The sequence below is a fragment of the Arthrobacter sp. LjRoot14 genome (assembly GCF_964253905.1).
GTDB lineage: Bacteria > Actinomycetota > Actinomycetes > Actinomycetales > Micrococcaceae > Arthrobacter.
The window spans coordinates 580,808-598,340 of sequence record NZ_CAXURL020000001.1 but is presented as its reverse complement, the minus strand read 5'-3'; the positions used below and the strand labels follow the sequence as shown (position 1 = coordinate 598,340).

Here is a 17,533-nt window from a genome sequence, read left to right as displayed (position 1 = left end):
GCTCCGCCCGCGGGGGTTACGTGCGGCAGGCGGGAATGTCAGGATACGGGCATGAGTGAGGAAGTGATGGCCGTCCCTGCCGCCGGTCCGGCAGCGACCCCCAAACATGTGACCGGACTGATCAACTCCCGGGGTTCGGCCGCAACACGGGCCATGCGCGAACAGGCACGCCGCCGCCGCGATGCCGAGGCGAAACTGCAGCAGCACCTGCTGCAGACCCGCAGCAGGCAGTCCCCCGCCTAGGCGGTATCCATCCGGCATTAACCACGACGGCGGCGGGCCACCTTGCCAGGTGACCCGCCGCCGTCGGACGTCAGTTAGTCGGTATCAGTCGTTGATGAGGTCGTTGACCACGATGGTCTGGTCGCGGTCCGGACCGACGCCGATCGCCGAGAAACGCGTGCCGGAGAGCTTCTCTAGGGCCAGTACGTAGTTCCTGGCGTTCTCCGGGAGGTCCTCCAGGGTGCGCGCACCGGTGATGTCCTCGGTCCAGCCTTCGAAGTACTCGAAGATCGGCTTGGCGTGGTGGAACTCAGTCTGCGTCATGGGCATTTCATCGTGCCGGACGCCGTCAACGTCGTAGGCCACGCAGACCGGGATCTGCTCGATGCCCGTCAGCACGTCCAGCTTGGTGACGAAGTAGTCCGTGAAGCCGTTGACGCGTGAAGCGTGGCGGGCCAGGACGGCGTCATACCAGCCGCAGCGGCGCGGCCGGCCCGTGTTGACGCCGAACTCGCCGCCGGTCTTCTGCAGGTACATGCCCATCTCGTCGAACAGTTCAGTGGGGAACGGTCCGGCACCCACACGCGTGGTGTAGGCCTTGATGATGCCGATGGAGCGCGAGATCCGGGTGGGGCCGATGCCGGAACCCACCGAAGCGCCGCCGGCGGTCGGGTTGGAGGAGGTCACGAACGGGTAGGTGCCGTGGTCCACGTCCAGGAAGGTGGCCTGGCCGCCCTCCATGAGGACCACCTTGCCCTCGTCCAGTGCCGTGTTCAGGACATAGGTGCTGTCGATGACCAGCGGGCGCAGGCGTTCGGCGAAGGAGAGGAAGTAGCTGACGATCTCCTCCACTTCGATGTCACGGCGGTTGTAGACCTTGACCAGGAGTTCGTTCTTCTGGCGCAGCGAGCCTTCCACCTTCTGGCGGAGGATGGACTCGTCAAAGACGTCCTGGACGCGGATCCCCAGGCGGGCCACCTTGTCCATGTACGCCGGGCCGATGCCGCGGCCGGTGGTGCCGATGGCCCGGCTGCCCAGGAACCGCTCGGTGACCTTGTCCAGCACCTGGTGGTAGGGCGCCACAAGGTGGGCGTTGGCGGAGACGCGGAGCTTGGAGGTGTCCGCGCCGCGGGCCTCCAGGCCGTCGATTTCCTGGAACAGGGCCTCGAGGTTCACCACGCAGCCGTTGCCGATGATCGGAACCGCGTTCGGGCTCAGGATGCCGGCAGGAAGGAGCTTGAGCTCATACTTCTCACCGCCCACGACGACGGTGTGCCCGGCGTTGTTGCCGCCGTTCGGCTTGACCACGTAGTCGACGCGGCCGCCAAGCAGGTCAGTGGCTTTACCTTTGCCTTCGTCGCCCCACTGGGCTCCGACGATCACGATTGCTGGCATGGGATCCTCCCCCATTCGTTCGGGCCGGACCGCAGCCGGTTCACCGAAGTGACCAGCCAGGTACAGCGCCGTTCATGAGAATGCCCCGAATTCCACTGCCGTACCTGTCCGGCCAACTGACCGTCACGCACAACGCAAGAGTTCCGGGGCTCTTACCACCCAAGTTTAGCCGATATGAGTGGCAAGCACCGCTTTCGCCCCTCAAGGGGCACGCCGCGCCACCAAGCGGCTGTGGTGACGGCCGAGGGTAATTTCCCTCACCTTGCGGACCGGAGTGCCGGGTCTGCCGATGACGGCCGGCCCGGCATTTCGCTGGGCTTGATAGACTGATAAGGATCGATCAGGAATCGGTCCACTCACCACATTTTCACACCACACCGTATCTGGCGTGCCGGTAATTGGCATGCCCGCATCCGGTATGGCAGCGTCACCGATCCCGCAGGAGACACAGCAATACATGACAGCCCTGGCTACTGAATCTTTCCGCGAGCAGCTTCTGAGCCGCCGTTACGAACCCAACGTCGCAGTTGTCAATGAGCTGTGCGACACCTTCCAGAGCCTCAAGCCGGACACCGTGGTCCCCTACGTGGACCCGATGCACGACGTCGACGAGTGCCGCATCATCAGCCTGTACTCCAACATCGGCACCGCCGATGAATCCGGTTTCATCACCGCCGGCGACAGCGAAGCCGCCACCCGCATGCTCGGCGTGCAGTGGAAGCTGGGCCTCCGCCCCGAGTTCGTCATGCCCTGGAACGTCCACCCGTGGCACATCCCCGGCGAGCCGAACGGCAAGTTCACGCCGGACCAGATTTCCGCCGGCCTCAAGCCGCTGCTGAAGTTCCTCGCGCTGGTTCCCCGCGCCTCCGTGATCGTGGCCCACGGCACCGAAGCCAACCGCCTGGCCCAGCTGCTCCTGAAGACCGAAGTGCCGCTGCTGTGGCGCCGCGGCCTGAAGACCTACAAGGTCCGCTCGCTCAGCGGCCGCGCCTTCGCCGGAACCGAAGCCCGCCAGCAGCAGTACCTCGACGAAATGCACGTTGTGTACGCTGACGCCATGGCCCGCACGGGCCTCACGAAGGCTAACTAACAGCCTGAAGCACATACGACGGCGGCTCCCCACCGGGAAGGTGGGGAGCCGCCGTCGTTATTTCAGTTACTTGCCTTCGAGGGCCGCTTTGGCGGTGGGGTCGGAGTCATTGAGGAACTTCTCAATGCGCTCCGGTTCCTCTGCCTCGCCGATAGCCGACGATGCACGGCCCAGCGCGTACAGGGCGCGCAGGAAGCCGCGGTTGGGCTCGTGCTCCCACGGGATGGGTCCCACGCCGCGCCAGCCGTTGCGCCGCAGCGAGTCCAGGCCCCGGTGGTAGCCAACGCGGGCGTACGCGTACGAATCGACAATCCGGCCCTCGTTCCAGGCTTCCTCGGCCAGGATGGCCCACAGAAGCGAGGACGTGGGGTGCTTCGCCACAAGATCCAGCGCCTCCTGGCCGAGGGCCAGGTGCTGGTAGATCTCGGACTCCGCGGGCAGGAGCGTGGGCTCCGGGCCCATCAGGTTCCTGCGGAACTCGTCGGACATTAGAACGTCTTTCCGGCCGAGCCGAGCTGCTTGGTAGCCTCAACCACGCGGGCGGCCAGCCCGGCTTCAGCGGAGGCACCCCAGACGCGCGGGTCGTAGGTCTTCTTGTTGCCGACCTCGCCGTCAACCTTCAGCACGCCGTCGTAGTTCTTGAACATGTGGTCTGCCACCGGACGCGTGTAGGCGTACTGGGTGTCGGTGTCGATGTTCATCTTGATGGTGCCGTAGGAAACGGCGTCCGCGATTTCCTGGTCCGAGGAACCGGAACCGCCGTGGAAGACGAGGTCGAACGGGCTGTCCTTGCCGATCTTCGCGCCGACCTGGGCCTGGATGTCCTTGAGGATCTCCGGGCGCAGCTTCACGCCGCCGGGCTTGTACACGCCGTGCACGTTGCCGAAGGTCAGGGCGGTGATGTAGCGGCCGTTCTCGCCGGCGCCGAGGGCTTCGATGGTGGCCAGAGCGTCTTCCACCGTGGTGTAGAGCTTCTCGTTGATCTCGTTTTCGACGCCGTCTTCCTCGCCGCCGACCGTGCCGATCTCGACCTCGAGGATCATCTTGGCAGCGGCGGTGCGCTCCAGCAGTTCACGGGCGATGCGCAGGTTTTCCTGCAGGGTCTCGGCGGAGCCGTCCCACATGTGCGAGTTGAAGATCGGGTGGCGTCCGGCCTTGACCTCGGCCTCGGATGCGGCCAGCAGCGGCAGGACAAAGCCGTCCAGCTTGTCCTTGGGGCAGTGGTCGGTGTGCAGCGCGATGTTGACGCCATAGTTCTTGGCTACTTCGCGGGCGAATGCGGCGAAGCCCAGGGAGCCGGCAACCATGTCCTTGGTGGAGGCACCGGACCAGTACGCTGCGCCGCCGGTGGAAACCTGGACGATGCCGTCGGACTCTGCCTCGGCGAAGCCGCGCAGGGCCGCGTTCAGCGTCTGCGAGGACGTCACGTTGACTGCCGGGAAAGCGAAGCCGCCCGCCTTTGCGCGGTCGATCATCTCGGAGTAGATCTCTGGGGTTGCAATGGGCATGCTGACTCCTAAAGTGAATTTCGTCTACGGGTTGTGTTGACCCTGGAGTGAACCTCGTCGGCTAGCACCCATCCTAGCCATTTCTGCGCGGGGGCAGTGTTTCGGGTCACTGGCCGGGTAACACTTTGCGCTCCGCCCGCCCGGCGTGCCATCCCGGCGGGAGCTAGACGTGCTGGCTGAACACGTGCCGGCGGATCCAGGCGTGCATGGCGATGGCTGCCGCGGACGCGGCGTTGATGGACCGGGTGGAGCCGAACTGTTCAATCGACAGGGTGTCCAGGGCGGCCTCGTGGACCTCGGGGGTGAGGCCCGGGCCTTCCTGGCCGAACACCAGGACGCAGTTTTTCGGGAGGTCGTAGGTTTCCAGGGGCACGGAATCAGGGAAGATGTCGATGCCGATGATCGCTAGCCCCTCCCCCTGCGCCCACGCCACGAAGTCCTCCACAGTGGGGTGGTGGCGGACGTGCTGGTAACGGTCGGTGACCATGGCTCCGCGGCGGTTCCACCGGCGTCGTCCGATGATGTGCACTTCCTTGGCGAGGAAGGCGTTGGCAGTGCGCACCACGGTGCCGATGTTGAGGTCGTGCTGCCAGTTTTCGATCGCGATGTGGAAGTCGTGGCGCTTGGAGTCGAGGTCCGCCACGATGGCCTCGTGCTTCCAGTAGCGGTACTTGTCCACCACATTGCGGCGGTCGCCGTCGGCCAGGAGGTCCGGGTCCCAGTGCTCCCCCTCGGGAAGCTCGCCTTCCCAGGGCCCGACGCCGACCTCCGCCTTGGGTTCCGGTTCCTCGCCAGAGGGGGAATCAGGCGGGGAGGCGGGCGCTGCTGGGGTCTGGGGGTCAGTCACGCTTCAACTTTAGCGGCGGCTTAGCCGTCCAGCTTCCAGCGGTTGGCCCGGTACGAGTTGCCGATCTTCTCGAGCGCCTCCGGGTTGGCGGTCCAATAGCTCTCGTGCCCGCTGACGCCCATCATCTGCGGTGTGCCCCACGGAGTAACGGTGAACAGGTTGACCGCGCGGATGGCGTCTCCTCCGGCGTTGGTGCAGGTGAAGCCGACCACAACGGCGGCCGCGCGGCGGAACTCCCGGATTTGCGGCGTCGACGCCTCAAAGTCGCTGGCGCATTTGTGGCCGACCAGGTGCTGCGGCAGTTCGGCGGCGGGGATGGCCTTGAGCTTTGCCTCGACCTCCTTGATGGCTGCCTGGACCTTTTCAGGCTCCTTGCCGTACTTGCCTTCCTCCGCTTCGGCGAAGAACGAGAAGGCCGTGGAGATGCCGTCACCATCGCGCTCTTCGGTGCCCTTGGCGACCTGCTGCATGGGGGCGCCGGTGGACGGATCCTTGGTGATCCCGAACGTGTCGTCGCTGCTCCAGGCGGACAGGTAGGAGAACGAGGATTCCCCGGTGACAAACCGGTTGTACAGCGGGTCGTCGCTGGCCGGAATGTTGGCGGGGCCCTGCAGGTCATCCCACCCGGCCGGAAGCGGAAAGGCCCCGGCCGGCATCTCATCCGCGCCCGTGTCTTCGGACGGCGCCACGGATTCTTCGGGGGCTGCGCTGTCCTCGGCCGCTTCCGGGGACGCGGATTCGGCGGACGTGGCCACGGGCGCGGGATTCTCCTCCGCCTGCGGCTTGCTGAACGCCGGAATGACCCAGACGAAAACGGCGACCAGCGCAACGATCACGGCGGCGGCAACGGCGGCCAGCACAATGATCAGGTTCTTGTTGTTCCGCTGGGGCTCCGCTGCGTAGGGCGGGGGCGCGTAAGGGTGCTGCTGGAACTGCTGCGGCGGGTATGGAGGAGCCTGCTGGCCCTGCGGCGGGCGGAGCACCTCGGGGTATCTCTCGGTATCTCCGGTCCGGTTGTCTCCGGGCGGCGGTGCACTGTAGTTGTTGCTCATGGCGGGCCCTTTCAGGTGCTTGCGGGCATCCTGCGGTTCCCGGGATGCCTGCTGATGTCCGGCGGCGGGGGTCTGCCGGCGCATGCCGGCACAACAAACCGCCGCGGATATCCCCCGATCCGTGGCCGCTGGCACCTGGTGCCAGCTACGAGCCTAACGGAGTGGCACCGTCCCGGAACGCCGCGGCTCGTCCGTCATTCTTGAGCCCCCGGATGTTCCGCCGTCCGAAAAATGACAGACTGGGAGCCGGAACCGGCACATCAGCGTTGGAGGATCAGCATGGCAGAGTCAGACGAAGTACGTTCATCGGCAGCGGTTTACCGAAGCGGCCAGGAAATCGAGTGCTGGCTGACTGACATGGACGGCGTCCTGGTCCACGAAAACCAGCCGATCCCGGGAGCAGCAGAACTGATCCAGCGCTGGGTGGACACCTCCAAGCGCTTCCTGGTGCTCACCAACAACTCCATCTTCACGCCCCGCGACCTGGCCGCGCGGCTGCGCTCCTCCGGCCTGGAGATCCCCGAGGAGAACATCTGGACGTCGGCCCTGGCCACCGCCCAGTTCCTCAAGGACCAGGTGCGCGGCTCGGAATCCGGGAATCGCGCCTACACCATCGGCGAAGCAGGACTTACGACGGCGCTGCACGAGGCCGGCTTCATCCTCACCGACCAGAACCCGGACTTTGTGGTGCTTGGCGAGACACGCACCTACTCCTTCGAGGCCATTACGATGGCCATCCGGTTGATCCTGGCAGGCGCCCGCTTCATCGCCACCAACCCGGATGCCACCGGCCCGTCCAAGGACGGGCCCATGCCGGCCACCGGAGCCATCGCGGCACTGATTACCAAGGCCACCGGCCGCGAGCCCTACATCGTGGGCAAGCCGAACCCCATGATGTTCCGCTCGGCCATGAACCAGATCGATGCCCACTCCGAGACCACCGCCATGATCGGCGACCGGATGGACACGGACATCATCGCCGGCATGGAGGCCGGGCTACACACGGTGCTGGTCCTCAGCGGAATCACCCACAAGGACGACATTGCCGCCTACCCGTTCCGTCCCAACCAGATCCTGAACTCGGTGGCAGACCTCAAGAGCCAGATCTAGGCCCGGATCCGGCGGGCCGGCTCAGAACGCGGTCATCCTGTGCCCGCCGGAAGGCAGCGGGAAGATCTCATCCTGCAGTTCCTCGATGATGGGCCGGTAGACGAACGGGTTCCACTGCGGGCTGGCATGCGCCGGCAATGCATCTTCGGTGCGGCGGTCATTGGACACCATGTTGGCGGCAAATGTCTGTGCCCACGATTGGCGGGCCGTCTCGTAGTTCACGGTGCCGTCACGGGGGTTGCCGATGAAGGCCATCCGGGTCCCGCCCAGCATGCCGGCGAAGCGTGTGGCGTCGAAGTGGTAGATGTAGGCGGATTCGGACTGGATCAGCACGCTGGACGGGGCAATCGGTGACAACTGCTCCAGGCTCTGGTCCAGCACCTGCCGCCAGGACCGTTCGTCCTTGTGCACGATGCGCTCGCCCAGCTCATACCCGCCGCGGAGCACGGTGGGAACCCGGAAGCCGCCCTCGTAGAGCACCACCACGCCTTCGAACCAACTCTGGTCCAGGACATTGAACTTGCTGTACGGGCTGGAGTCCAAGAGGATGAATTCAACCTCCACCCCGTGCAGTTCGCGCAGCCGGGCAGCGACCTGGGTGGCCACCATGCCGCCGAAGCTGTGACCGTAGAAGTACAGGCTTGTCAGCTGTTTGGCCCGGACGTGTTCAATGACCGCGATCACGATCTGGTCAATGTCCAGCCCTTCGTTGGAATAGCCGACGGCGGCCAGCTGGCCGCGCTGGCGCAGGGCGCCGCGCAGGGAGTTGAGGATCCACTGCGCCTCCTCCCAGCTGGTTTTATAACCGGGAAACAGGATCCAGCTGGAGTGTGGGTAGTAGCTCTCCGCGAAATCATCGCCCACAGTCAGGATTCTGTTGGTGCGGCGTTCCGCCTGGACGTAGCGGGTGAAGAACATATCCGCAGCCAGCAGCGACGCCGCGCCCGTCCCCAACAGGAAATTGCGCCGGGAAAACCGCTTGAGCTCGGCGGCATGCCTGAGGAGGCGGCCCTCGGCTGATCCGGGGCCGCCCTCCGGCTGTAATGGCTCCTGGACACGCGGCACACCTCTACCGTAGCCACAGCGGAACCCGGAAATGAAACCCGCTAAACCAGCTAGATCACGGGCTCGGCCGGACGCGCCGGCAGTTCGCCTGTTGAGATCTTCCGGCCCGCTACGGCGCTTTCCCGCCGTGAAATTTCCATCCCGATCGCGTCGTACTGCGCCAGCAGCTCCGTACCGGCAATCGCGGCGGGATCATCCAGGAGACCGAAGACGGAATCGCTGGCCGCCAGGAGTTCGTCGTCGGAGTATTGCGTCAGCGGGCCGTATCCCGAAGGGTCGATGGAAGCGGCGAATTCGCCGGTGATTTCCAGGGTTTTCGAACCGGGTCCGGCGTCAACGGCCAGGGCGTCCGGGCGTGGCATGAACTCGAGTGAAACACCGGAAGCGGTGGGGGTGTCGCCGTCGGAGGCACCGCTGTCGATCGAGTTGAGGTCGTTGCGGAGCCCCACCAAAGCGGGTGATTCCACACACGCCGCCTGGGAGAAATCCACGCGGATGTGGGCAGTAATGCCCATCCGGCGGATACGCCGGATGACGTGCACCAGGGCGGGTCGGGATTCCTGGTTGAGGCTGCCCCGGACTTCGATCCGAACAACGTCGGCGGCGACGTCCAGCTTAACGAGGGCGTGAAGTTTGCGGTCCATAGGTACTCCAAAAAAGGGTGTCTATGGCCGACGGCTCAACCTTGGACAGCGTATCCTCCGTCGGGCGGCACCACAAGCCCGAGGTTCGGGGCAGGGGCGCCGGCCTCGCGGCCGTGGGCGGCCCTGCCGCCTGGCCCTGCTACCCGGCCTGGCTGCGGTCTTCGCGGCGGTCCTGGTTGCGGTCCTGGCTTCGGCCCTGTCCGCGGTCCTGGCCCTGTCCGGGCTCCTCGAAGTGGGTCCGCGTGCCCGCCCCGCCGACGGAATCCACCAGTGACTTGGCGATGTCCCGCAGCTTGACGTTGCTGTTACTGGACGCATCAGTCAGGATCTGCACCGCCGCCTCCTGGCTGCAGCGGTTCTGCGCCATGACGATGCCTATGGCGATGTCGATGGTGGTCCGTGATTCCAGCGTGGCACGGAGGTTCGTGGCACTGTCCGTGTGCAGCGAGAACCTGACGGCCAGGCGGAGGGCCTGCGAGATTTCCCGGGTGTATTCCCGGGCACGTGCCGCCGCCGTCCCATCAAACTTGTGCGGAACATCCGAGTAGAGGTTCAGCGCCGCTTTGGCGTCTCCCTGCAGGCTGAAAGGCAGCGACAGCACCGACCGCAGCCCGTGGGAGGCGACGGCGTTGGCGTAGTCGGGACCCCACCGGTCCTCCTCGAAGAGATCCGGGACGTGGACCTCGCGTTCCTCCTGCGCTGCGGTCAGGCAGGGACCCTGGGAGAGCCTGTACTGGATCTCGTCCACCTCGCGCGCCGAATCGCTGCTCCAGCCGATGGTGGCAGCCTTGCGGTCCCGGAGCAGTGTGATGCCGCAGAGTGCGTCATCACCGTCGCCCGCCATCTGGTGCGCAGAAAAGCGCGCCAGTTCGTTGAGGAAGTCCTCGAAATCGGCACTCTCCAGGATGAGGTTCTGGATCTGGTCCACAGTGGTGGGTGCTGGCTTGGACGGGAGCATGGCGCGTTGTCTCCAGGTGCGTAACTTGTAATTGAGCTACACAAATTGTAGGGTCACGCCTTGCGGCCATCCAAGCGGAGTTAGCTTCCGGCTGAATCGTGCCGTTACGCTGCCGCCATACCCCTAGTTCAGGCCGAGTTCATCCTTGCCGAAGGCAAACAGGTAGGGAACACCGGTCTCGGCTTCGATCTTTTCCTTGGCGCCGGTGTCGCGGTCCACGATCACGGCGACAGCCACCACGTTGCCGCCGGCCTTGCGGACACCCTCCACGGCGGTCAGCGCGGAACCGCCCGTGGTGGACGTGTCCTCGAGCACCAGGACCTTGCGGCCCTCCACCGAGGGCCCTTCCACCTGGCGGCCCATGCCGTAGGACTTCTGCGCCTTGCGGACAACGAACGCGTCGACAGTGCGGCCGGCGTCCCCGGCGGCGTGCATCACGGCGGTGCCCACGGGGTCGGCTCCCATGGTGAGCCCGCCGGCACATTCAAAGTCGATGCCGGCGTCGTCGATCAGCGACAGCATGACCTGGCCTACCAGCTTGGACGCCTCGTGGTGCAGCGTGATGCGGCGGAGGTCGATGTAGTAGTCGGCCTCGGCTCCGCTGGACAGGATCACCTTGCCGCGGACCACGGCGAGTTCTTTGATGAGTTCGAGCAGGCGGGCACGGGCGGCGGCAGCATCTGCTGCAGGGGCACTGGAGGCAGTCATGGGGTCCAGTTTAGTGGCTCCGCGGTTTGTGACGGCCCGTGCCCGCGGTGCCGGGGAACGGGCCGCGGAACGGGACGAAGACCGCCCGGAGAGGGGCCACAGGACTTTCTACTCTATGCAGCTTTCCCGGCGAGGAGTCCGATTGAATCATGACGGCCGGAACCGCTCCATCGACCCGCTGGCCCGCAATCCCCAAGGACATCAGCGGCCTCGCCGTCCGCCCGAATATGGTGGACTACGATGCCAGCCGCGCCGGGTTCTCGTGGGATCGGGAGCGGCAGGCGCTGGCCGGACTTCCCGGCGGCGGCGTCAACATTGCGTACGAGGCGGTGGACCGCCACGCCGCGGGCGAACGGGCAACCCACGAGGCCCTGCGCTTCATCCGCGCCGACGGCAGCGCCCGCTCCTTGACGTACGCAGAGCTGGCGGAGCAGACAGGACGGTTTGCCGGCGTCCTGCACGGGCTGGGTATCGGCCGCGGGGAACGGGTCTTTTCTCTTATGGGCCGCAGCCCCGAGCTGTATGTCGCGGTGTTGGGAACGCTCAAGAATGCCAGTGTGTTCTGCCCCCTGTTTTCCGCCTTCGGCCCGGAGCCCGTCCGTCAGCGGCTTCATTTGGGGTCCGGCCGCGCCCTGGTCACCACACGGGCGCTGTACCGGCGGAAGGTTGCCCAGATGCGCGACCAGTTGCCGGAGCTGGAGCACGTGCTCCTGATCGATGCCGAGGGACGTCCGGACCCCGGAACCCTGGATCTGGCCGAACTGATGCGGGACGCGCAGCCGCTGGACACCGTCCCGACCCGCGCCGAGGAAATGGCCCTGCTGCACTTCACCAGCGGCACCACCGGCACCCCCAAAGGCGCCATCCACGTTCACGACGCCGTCACGGCGCACCACGCCACCGGCTTCTTCGCGCTGGACCTGCACCCGGACGACGTCTACTGGTGCACGGCCGATCCCGGCTGGGTCACCGGCACCTCCTACGGCGTGATCGCTCCCCTCACCCACGGCGTGACCACCATTGTGGACGAAGAGGAGATGGACGCGGACAGGTGGTACCGGATCCTCGCCGAGCAGCACGTCACCGTCTGGTACACCGCCCCCACCGCACTGCGCATGCTGATGAAGGCCGGTGTCGGGCACGCGGTAGGGCACGATCTGTCCGCACTCCGGTTTGTGGCCAGCGTGGGGGAACCGCTCAACCCCGAAGTGGTGGTGTGGGGCCGGGAAGCCTTCGGCCAGCCTGTCCACGACAACTGGTGGCAGACCGAAACCGGGGGCATCATGATTTCGAACTATCCCGCCATGGAGATCCGGCCCGGCTCCATGGGCCGGCCGCTCCCCGGCGTTGAAGCTGCGATCGTTGCCCGGGACCAGGACGGCAAAGCGGTGGTCCGGAACGGCGAAGCCGTCCTCGTGACCGAACCGGAGGGGGTGGGCGAACTGGCCCTCCGTCCGGGCTGGCCTTCGATGTTCCGCGGCTACCTCCACGAAGACGAACGGTACCGGCGATGCTTTGCCGGCGGCTGGTACCTCACCGGGGACCTGGCGAAGATGGACGCCGACGGGTACTTCTGGTTCGTCGGCCGGGGCGATGACGTCATCAAGTCCTCGGGCCACCTGATCGGCCCGTTCGAGGTGGAGAGCTCGCTGATGGAGCACGAAGCAGTGGCTGAGGCAGGCGTGATCGGCGTCCCTGATCCCGTTGCCGGCGAAGTGGTCAAGGCCTTCGTGGAACTCCGCACCGGGTGGCAGCCCTCGGAGGCACTCAAGCTGGACATCATCGGCTTCGCCCGCAAACGGCTGGGCCCCGCGGTGGCTCCCCGGCTGCTGGACTTCACCGAGGCGCTGCCCAAGACTCGCAGCGGCAAGATCCTCCGGCGGCTCCTCAGGGCCCGCGAACTCGGCCTCCCCGAGGGGGACACCTCAACCATCGAGTCACCTCCCGGCCGCTTTCCCGGAGCGCCTTCGTGACCGGGACATCAGCGCGCGGCATGGGAAAAGCGGACTTCGACCATGCACGCCACCTGCTCCATCAGATGCTGCGGGTGCGGCGGCTCGAGGAACAATGCGTGGAGCTCTACAGCGCCGCCAAGATCCGCGGATTCCTGCACGTCTACATCGGCGAGGAAGCGGTGGCCGCGGGTGTGATGAGCACCCTCGCTCCGGACGACGCCGTGGTGGCAACGTACCGGGAACACGGCCACGCGTTGCTGCGCGGCGTGCCCGCAGGAGCCATCCTGGCCGAAATGTACGGCCATGTGGAGGGCTGCTGCCGCGGCCGCGGCGGCTCCATGCACCTCTTCGACGCCGGCACCCGCTTCTTCGGCGGCAACGCCATCGTGGCGGGCGGGCTGCCGCTGGCCGTGGGCCTGGCGCTCGCCGACAAGATGTCCGGACGCTCCCGGGTGACCGTCTGCTTCTTCGGCGAAGGCGCCGTCGCCGAGGGCGCATTCCACGAGAGCCTGAACCTCGCCGCACTCTGGCAGCTGCCCGTGCTGTTCTGCTGCGAAAACAACCTCTACGCCATGGGCACCGCGCTTGCCCGTTCCGAATCACAGACCGATATTGCCCTGAAGGCCGCCGGCTACGAGATCGCCTCGTGGTCCGCGGACGGGATGGATGTGCTCGCCGTCGAAGAGGCGGCCCGGCGCGCCGTGGACGCCGTCCGGGCCGGCGGCGGACCGCACTTCCTCGAGTTGCGGACCTACCGCTTCAGGGCCCACTCCATGTTCGATCCGGAACGGTACCGGGACAAGAAGGAGGTCTCCCGCTGGATGGAGCGCGATCCCATCGACACGCTGCGAAAGGCCTTGGAAACGGCCGGGAAACTGTCGGAGAAGGACTGGAAATCCATCCAGCGCGAGGTGGAGGACGAAGTGAAAGCCGCGGTGGAATTCGCCGAGGCCGGGACTCCGGAGCCGCTTGAAGACCTGACCCGGTTTGTCTACAGCGAGCGGAGCCCGGAATGAAGACCACCTACCGCGAGGCCATGCGGGCAGCCATCCGGGATGCCATCCAGCGCGACGAACGGGTGTTCCTCATGGGTGAGGATGTTGGTGCGTACGGCGGCTGCTTCGCCGTGAGCCTGGGCCTGTTCGAGGAGTTCGGTCCGGAACGGATCCGGGACACTCCGTTATCCGAAGCCGGCTTCGTGGGCGCAGGCATCGGGGCGGCCCTCGGCGGGATGCGGCCCATAGTTGAGATCATGACCGTGAACTTCAGCCTGCTGGCGCTGGACCAGCTGGTGAACAATGCCGCCACCCTGCTGCACATGTCCGGCGGGCAGTTCAACGTGCCGCTGGTGGTCCGGATGACCACGGGTGCCGGCCGGCAGCTGGGTGCCCAGCACTCGCACAGCCTGGAGGGCTGGCTGGCGCACATCCCGGGCCTGCGGATCCTCACCCCGGCAACCCTTGAGGATGCCCGCGGGATGCTGTGGACCGCATTGGAGGACCCGGATCCGGTGTTGATCTTCGAGCACGGCACCCTGTACAACGTCGCCGGGGAACTCGCCGACGACGCCGGCCCCGTGGACATCAGCACAGCGGCCGTCCGCCGGCCAGGCCAGGACATTTCGCTCATCACCTATGGCGGAACCTTGCCGGCAGTGCTCGACGCCGCCGCCCGGCTGGCAGCTGAGGGCATCGACGCCGAGGTGCTCGATTTGCGCGTACTGCGCCCGCTCGACGACGCCGCCATCCTGGGGAGCGTGGCCAAGACCCACCGTGCCGTGGTGGTGGACGAGGGCTGGCGGAGCGGCAGCATCTCGGCCGAACTGAGCGCACGGATCACCGAAAATGCCTTCTTCGACCTGGATGCGCCCGTGGGCCGGGTCTGCAGCGCGGAAGTGCCGCTGCCCTATGCCAAACACCTGGAACTGGCGGCGCTGCCCACGGTGGAACGCATCGTCGCCGCTGCCCGGGAGGCGGTTGGGGCGCGTGGGTGATTTCAGGATGCCGTCCCTTGGCGCGGACATGGAGCACGGCAAGATGGTGGAGTGGCTTATCAAGCCTGGCGACTACGTGCACCGCGGCGATGTGGTGGCCGTTGTGGACACGGACAAGACCGTGATGGACGTGGAGTCCTTCGAAGAGGGCGTGGTGGCAGAACTGCTGGTGGATGTGGGCACCACCGTTCCCATCGGCACTCCGCTGGCCCGGATCACCCAGACTCCCGACGACGGCGCCGGCCAGGCAGGCGGGCGGCCTGCGGGTCCGCTCGCGAAGCCGGCTTCAGGAACGGCAGAGGCAGCAGTCACGGCAGGTGCCGTGGAGCCGGCAGGCGCGGCCGCTGCCGCGGCGCAGGTCCCGCCCCCGGTCCGGCACCTGGCGCACCAGCTTGGCGTGGATACGGCAGGGATCCGCGGCACGGGCCGGCACGGCGCCGTCACCCGCGCCGATGTGGAACACGCCGCAGCTGCCCGGCCCCGTCCGGCGGCTCCGGCAGTCCCGGCGGCTGCGGCAGTCCCGGCAGCTGCGGCGGTCCACGCTGCGCCTGTGCCCCACGGGGCCAGGGTGCGGTCCTCGCCGCGGGCCCGGCGGCTCGCGGACCAGCTCGGCGTCGACATCGGGAGTGTGCCCGGCACGGGGCCCGACGGCGCCGTCACCGAAGCTGATATCCAGCGGGCCGTAAGCGGGCACAGGGCGGCGGTTCCGGCAGAAGAGGCGCCAGCGGAAGAAGCCGCCCTTCCCGGGGCGGAGGCGCTGCCCCCGAAGGAGGCGCCGCCGTCGGAAGCGCAGGACCGCTTGTCCAGCCTGCGGCGCGCCATCGGCGCGCTCATGAGCCGGTCCAAGAAATCCATCCCGCACTACTACGTCAGCACCACACTGGACCTGCGCGCCGCCATCGCGTGGATGCAGCAGGTCAACGAACAGCGCCCGGTGGCCTCGCGGCTGGTTCCGTCTGCCCTGCTGCTGAAGGCGACAGCCCTTGCCGCCCGTGAGGTCCCGGAAGTCAACGGCTTCTTCACCGACGGAGTGTTCCGGCCCAGCAGATCCGTGCACCTGGGCGTTGCGGTGGCGCTGCGGCACGGCGGCCTGGTGGCGCCTGCCATCCACGACGCCGACACCTTGGCCCTGGACGTGCTGATGCAGCAATTGCGGGACCTCGTCAGCCGGGCGCGTGCCGGGCGGCTGCAGCGCGCGGAAATGGCCGATCCCACCCTCACGGTGACGAATCTGGGCGACCTGGGCGTGGAGGCCGTTTACGGTGTCATCTATCCGCCGCAGGTGGCCATGGTGGGCCTGGGCAAGCTGGTGGAGCAGCCCTGGGCACACGACGGCATGCTCGGTGTGCGACCCGCCGTCACCGCCACCCTGTCCGCCGACCACCGGGTCAGCGACGGGCTCCGGGGCGGCCGCTTCCTGGCCCGCATCGACGAACTGCTGCAAAAACCGGAGGAGCTATGAACGAGCAGGATGCACGGCAGGCCGTGCACACGGCCATCGGCCAGGTAGCGCCGGACGTGGACTTTGACGGCCTCGACGAGGGCTCGCGGCTGCGGCAGGACCTTGAACTTGATTCGCTGGATTTCCTCAGGCTTGTGGAAACCATCAACGAGGCCACCGGCGTGGACATTCCGGAACGTGACTACACTGCAGTGGCCACCGTCAAGGGCATGATCGATTACCTCGCCGCCCGCGGCTGAGCACGGCGGGCAAAAGCGGGCGCATGTTCCGGCCTGGGTCCGAAGGCGATGAGCCGCGGCAAGAGCCGCCGCACCACCGGGGCGTGCCGGACAAAAAACAGCAGGACCGGCGGAGCACCCGGCCTCCGTCCGGCGAACAGCGGAACGAAAACCGCCCGGTGCATGACCCTTTGGACGGTCTGGACAATGACGGTGGGCATCCGGCGCCGCCGTTCCACCGCCGCGAGGTCCTTGATCGACACGTTGCCCCGGACCAGGGCCGGTGCCAGCAGTGCCGCTGCCGCCACGGCATCCTGGATGGCCAGGTTGATGCCCACCCCGCCCGCTGGGGACATGGCATGGGCGGCGTCGCCGACGCACAGCAGCCCGTCCACGTACCAGCGCCGCAGCCGGTCCAGCCGCACATCCAGCCAGTGAAGGTCCTCGAGCGAACGGATGGAGTCCACCCGGTCCGCCAGGTCCGGACGCAGGGCGGCGACGCGTTCCCTGAACCGTTCAACGCCCTCGGAGCGTATCCGCGCGTCCGCTCCCTTGGGGCCGAGGTACCCCATCTGGTAGTAGTCGTCGCGGAACAGCGCGATCATGGCTTCGCGGTCCCGGAACGCCGGGACGATGCCCGCCACTGCGCCTTTCTCCGAAGCATGGCGCGGGAGCTTGAACCACCAGGTGTCGAAGGGAACCGGATAGTCCTTCGGCTGCAGGCCGGCGGCCCGGCGCAGCACGGAATGGCGGCCGTCGGTGGCCACCACGAGGTCCGCATGCAGCGCCCCCTCAGTACCCTGCCCTTTAGTACCTCCCCGCGTCCGGTAGCGGACGCCGGTGACGCGGCCGCCGTCGAACATTAGCGACGTGGCTTCATGCTCCATCAGGAGCGTGAACGTGGGTTCGCTCGCGGCCTCGGTGGCCAGGAAGTTCAGGAAGTCCCACTGCGGCATCATGGCGATGTAGTTGTACGGGGGCTTCAGGGTCGCGAAATCGCCCAGCGTGACCAGTCCGACGCCCGGGATGGGGAAGGCGACGTTGTTCAGTTTGCTCTGCGGGAGCTTGCGGAATCCGTCGCCCAGCCCGAGCTCGTCGATCAGCCTGATGGTGGAGGCGTGCACGGTGTCGCCGCGGAAGTCCCGGAGGAAGTCGCCGTGTTTTTCGAGGACCGTGACCTCCACCCCGGCCCGGGCCAGCAGCAGTCCCAGCATCATGCCCGCCGGGCCTCCCCCGACAACAGCGCACCCCGTTCGCTCCATGCACCCACGCTACGCCGGACGCACAAAAGCCGCACGCACAATTG

General features: G+C 66.8%; 18 protein-coding genes. 8 read left to right on the top strand and 10 right to left on the bottom strand.

Annotation, left to right across the window (positions count from 1 at the left end; translation table 11 throughout):
- Positions 1-51: 51 nt before the first annotated feature.
- Entirely contained in the window at positions 52-243 is a 192-nt protein-coding gene (locus tag ACSQ12_RS02855; protein WP_436064251.1) for a hypothetical protein, read from the top strand.
- 84 nt (positions 244-327) lie between these two features.
- Here the strand turns inward: ACSQ12_RS02855 and ACSQ12_RS02850 are convergent, their stop codons facing one another.
- A complete protein-coding gene (locus tag ACSQ12_RS02850; RefSeq protein ID WP_436064250.1) occupies positions 328-1,617 on the bottom strand; it encodes an adenylosuccinate synthase in 1,290 nt (429 codons plus the stop codon).
- A gap of 457 nt (positions 1,618-2,074) precedes the next feature.
- Here ACSQ12_RS02850 and ACSQ12_RS02845 point away from each other — a divergent pair, with 457 nt between their 5' ends.
- Positions 2,075-2,707 carry a uracil-DNA glycosylase gene (locus ACSQ12_RS02845; RefSeq protein WP_011690388.1) on the top strand — a complete coding sequence of 211 codons (633 nt, stop codon included), beginning with the start codon at positions 2,075-2,077 and terminating at the stop codon, positions 2,705-2,707.
- A 66-nt stretch (positions 2,708-2,773) separates the two neighbouring features.
- Here ACSQ12_RS02845 and ACSQ12_RS02840 read toward each other — a convergent pair whose 3' ends face one another.
- From ACSQ12_RS02840 to ACSQ12_RS02825, 4 genes are all read right to left on the bottom strand, one after another.
- Complete coding sequence (locus tag ACSQ12_RS02840) at positions 2,774-3,196, bottom strand: DUF3151 domain-containing protein (RefSeq protein WP_209747612.1); 423 nt, start codon at positions 3,194-3,196, stop codon at positions 2,774-2,776.
- A complete protein-coding gene (gene fbaA, locus ACSQ12_RS02835) occupies positions 3,196-4,215 on the bottom strand; it encodes a class II fructose-bisphosphate aldolase (protein WP_436064249.1) in 1,020 nt (339 codons plus the stop codon). The genes ACSQ12_RS02840 and fbaA overlap by 1 nt, the downstream gene beginning before the upstream one ends.
- A 163-nt stretch (positions 4,216-4,378) precedes the next feature.
- Complete coding sequence (locus ACSQ12_RS02830; RefSeq protein ID WP_436064248.1) at positions 4,379-5,062, bottom strand: TrmH family RNA methyltransferase; 684 nt, start codon at positions 5,060-5,062, stop codon at positions 4,379-4,381.
- Between the two features lie 20 nt (positions 5,063-5,082).
- Entirely contained in the window at positions 5,083-6,114 is a 1,032-nt protein-coding gene (locus tag ACSQ12_RS02825; RefSeq protein ID WP_436064247.1) for a hypothetical protein, read from the bottom strand.
- A 279-nt stretch (positions 6,115-6,393) separates the two neighbouring features.
- Here ACSQ12_RS02825 and ACSQ12_RS02820 point away from each other — a divergent pair, with 279 nt between their 5' ends.
- Positions 6,394-7,224, top strand: coding sequence for an HAD-IIA family hydrolase (locus ACSQ12_RS02820; RefSeq protein WP_209747618.1), 831 nt, complete (start codon positions 6,394-6,396; stop codon positions 7,222-7,224).
- A gap of 21 nt (positions 7,225-7,245) precedes the next feature.
- Here ACSQ12_RS02820 and ACSQ12_RS02815 read toward each other — a convergent pair whose 3' ends face one another.
- The 4 genes from ACSQ12_RS02815 to pyrE all read right to left on the bottom strand — a co-directional run bounded on the left by ACSQ12_RS02815 (position 7,246) and on the right by pyrE (position 10,599).
- Positions 7,246-8,289: a thioesterase domain-containing protein gene (locus ACSQ12_RS02815; protein WP_436064246.1), complete on the bottom strand. Its 1,044-nt coding sequence runs from the start codon at positions 8,287-8,289 to the stop codon at positions 7,246-7,248.
- A gap of 50 nt (positions 8,290-8,339) precedes the next feature.
- Entirely contained in the window at positions 8,340-8,933 is a 594-nt protein-coding gene (locus ACSQ12_RS02810) for a hypothetical protein (protein WP_209747622.1), read from the bottom strand.
- Positions 8,934-9,072: 139 nt separating this feature from the next.
- Entirely contained in the window at positions 9,073-9,891 is an 819-nt protein-coding gene (locus ACSQ12_RS02805; protein ID WP_436064245.1) for a GAF and ANTAR domain-containing protein, read from the bottom strand.
- A 123-nt stretch (positions 9,892-10,014) separates the two neighbouring features.
- Complete coding sequence (pyrE, locus tag ACSQ12_RS02800) at positions 10,015-10,599, bottom strand: orotate phosphoribosyltransferase (RefSeq protein ID WP_209747626.1); 585 nt, start codon at positions 10,597-10,599, stop codon at positions 10,015-10,017.
- Between the two features lie 149 nt (positions 10,600-10,748).
- Between pyrE and acsA the strand changes: the two genes are divergently transcribed.
- From acsA to ACSQ12_RS02775, 5 genes are read left to right on the top strand one after another with little or no spacing between them, the layout of a single operon-like run.
- Positions 10,749-12,572, top strand: a complete 1,824-nt coding sequence (acsA, locus tag ACSQ12_RS02795; RefSeq protein WP_436064244.1) for an acetate--CoA ligase — start codon at positions 10,749-10,751, stop codon at positions 12,570-12,572.
- Positions 12,573-12,592: 20 nt separating this feature from the next.
- Entirely contained in the window at positions 12,593-13,570 is a 978-nt protein-coding gene (pdhA, locus tag ACSQ12_RS02790) for a pyruvate dehydrogenase (acetyl-transferring) E1 component subunit alpha (RefSeq protein WP_436066921.1), read from the top strand.
- Positions 13,567-14,547: an alpha-ketoacid dehydrogenase subunit beta gene (locus tag ACSQ12_RS02785; RefSeq protein WP_209747630.1), complete on the top strand. Its 981-nt coding sequence runs from the start codon at positions 13,567-13,569 to the stop codon at positions 14,545-14,547. Before pdhA ends, ACSQ12_RS02785 begins: the two co-directional genes overlap by 4 nt.
- Positions 14,540-16,009, top strand: a complete 1,470-nt coding sequence (locus tag ACSQ12_RS02780; protein ID WP_436064243.1) for a 2-oxo acid dehydrogenase subunit E2 — start codon at positions 14,540-14,542, stop codon at positions 16,007-16,009. Before ACSQ12_RS02785 ends, ACSQ12_RS02780 begins: the two co-directional genes overlap by 8 nt.
- Complete coding sequence (locus ACSQ12_RS02775; RefSeq protein WP_436064242.1) at positions 16,006-16,248, top strand: acyl carrier protein; 243 nt, start codon at positions 16,006-16,008, stop codon at positions 16,246-16,248. The genes ACSQ12_RS02780 and ACSQ12_RS02775 overlap by 4 nt, the downstream gene beginning before the upstream one ends.
- Here ACSQ12_RS02775 and ACSQ12_RS02770 read toward each other — a convergent pair.
- The gene (locus tag ACSQ12_RS02770; RefSeq protein ID WP_436064241.1) at positions 16,227-17,489 is read right to left on the bottom strand and encodes an FAD-dependent oxidoreductase; all 1,263 of its coding nucleotides are present in this window, start codon (positions 17,487-17,489) and stop codon (positions 16,227-16,229) included. The two genes, ACSQ12_RS02775 and ACSQ12_RS02770, sit on opposite strands and share 22 nt — an antisense overlap.
- Between the last annotated feature and the right edge of the window lie 44 nt (positions 17,490-17,533).

Bases quoted from the DNA above. Each gene is read 5' to 3' on its own strand.
- ACSQ12_RS02840 (WP_209747612.1), bottom strand. From the start codon at position 3,196: ATGTCCGACGAGTTCCGCAGGAACCTGATGGGCCCGGAGCCCACGCTC.
- ACSQ12_RS02820 (WP_209747618.1), top strand. From the start codon at position 6,394: ATGGCAGAGTCAGACGAAGTACGTTCATCGGCAGCGGTTTACCGAAGC.
- ACSQ12_RS02810 (WP_209747622.1), bottom strand. From the start codon at position 8,933: ATGGACCGCAAACTTCACGCCCTCGTTAAGCTGGACGTCGCCGCCGAC.
- ACSQ12_RS02855 (WP_436064251.1), top strand. From the start codon at position 52: ATGAGTGAGGAAGTGATGGCCGTCCCTGCCGCCGGTCCGGCAGCGACC.
- acsA (WP_436064244.1), top strand. From the start codon at position 10,749: ATGACGGCCGGAACCGCTCCATCGACCCGCTGGCCCGCAATCCCCAAG.
- ACSQ12_RS02775 (WP_436064242.1), top strand. From the start codon at position 16,006: ATGAACGAGCAGGATGCACGGCAGGCCGTGCACACGGCCATCGGCCAG.
- ACSQ12_RS02785 (WP_209747630.1), top strand. From the start codon at position 13,567: ATGAAGACCACCTACCGCGAGGCCATGCGGGCAGCCATCCGGGATGCC.
- ACSQ12_RS02850 (WP_436064250.1), bottom strand. From the start codon at position 1,617: ATGCCAGCAATCGTGATCGTCGGAGCCCAGTGGGGCGACGAAGGCAAA.
- ACSQ12_RS02770 (WP_436064241.1), bottom strand. From the start codon at position 17,489: ATGGAGCGAACGGGGTGCGCTGTTGTCGGGGGAGGCCCGGCGGGCATG.
- ACSQ12_RS02845 (WP_011690388.1), top strand. From the start codon at position 2,075: ATGACAGCCCTGGCTACTGAATCTTTCCGCGAGCAGCTTCTGAGCCGC.
- pdhA (WP_436066921.1), top strand. From the start codon at position 12,593: ATGGGAAAAGCGGACTTCGACCATGCACGCCACCTGCTCCATCAGATG.
- fbaA (WP_436064249.1), bottom strand. From the start codon at position 4,215: ATGCCCATTGCAACCCCAGAGATCTACTCCGAGATGATCGACCGCGCA.
- pyrE (WP_209747626.1), bottom strand. From the start codon at position 10,599: ATGACTGCCTCCAGTGCCCCTGCAGCAGATGCTGCCGCCGCCCGTGCC.
- ACSQ12_RS02825 (WP_436064247.1), bottom strand. From the start codon at position 6,114: ATGAGCAACAACTACAGTGCACCGCCGCCCGGAGACAACCGGACCGGA.
- ACSQ12_RS02805 (WP_436064245.1), bottom strand. From the start codon at position 9,891: ATGCTCCCGTCCAAGCCAGCACCCACCACTGTGGACCAGATCCAGAAC.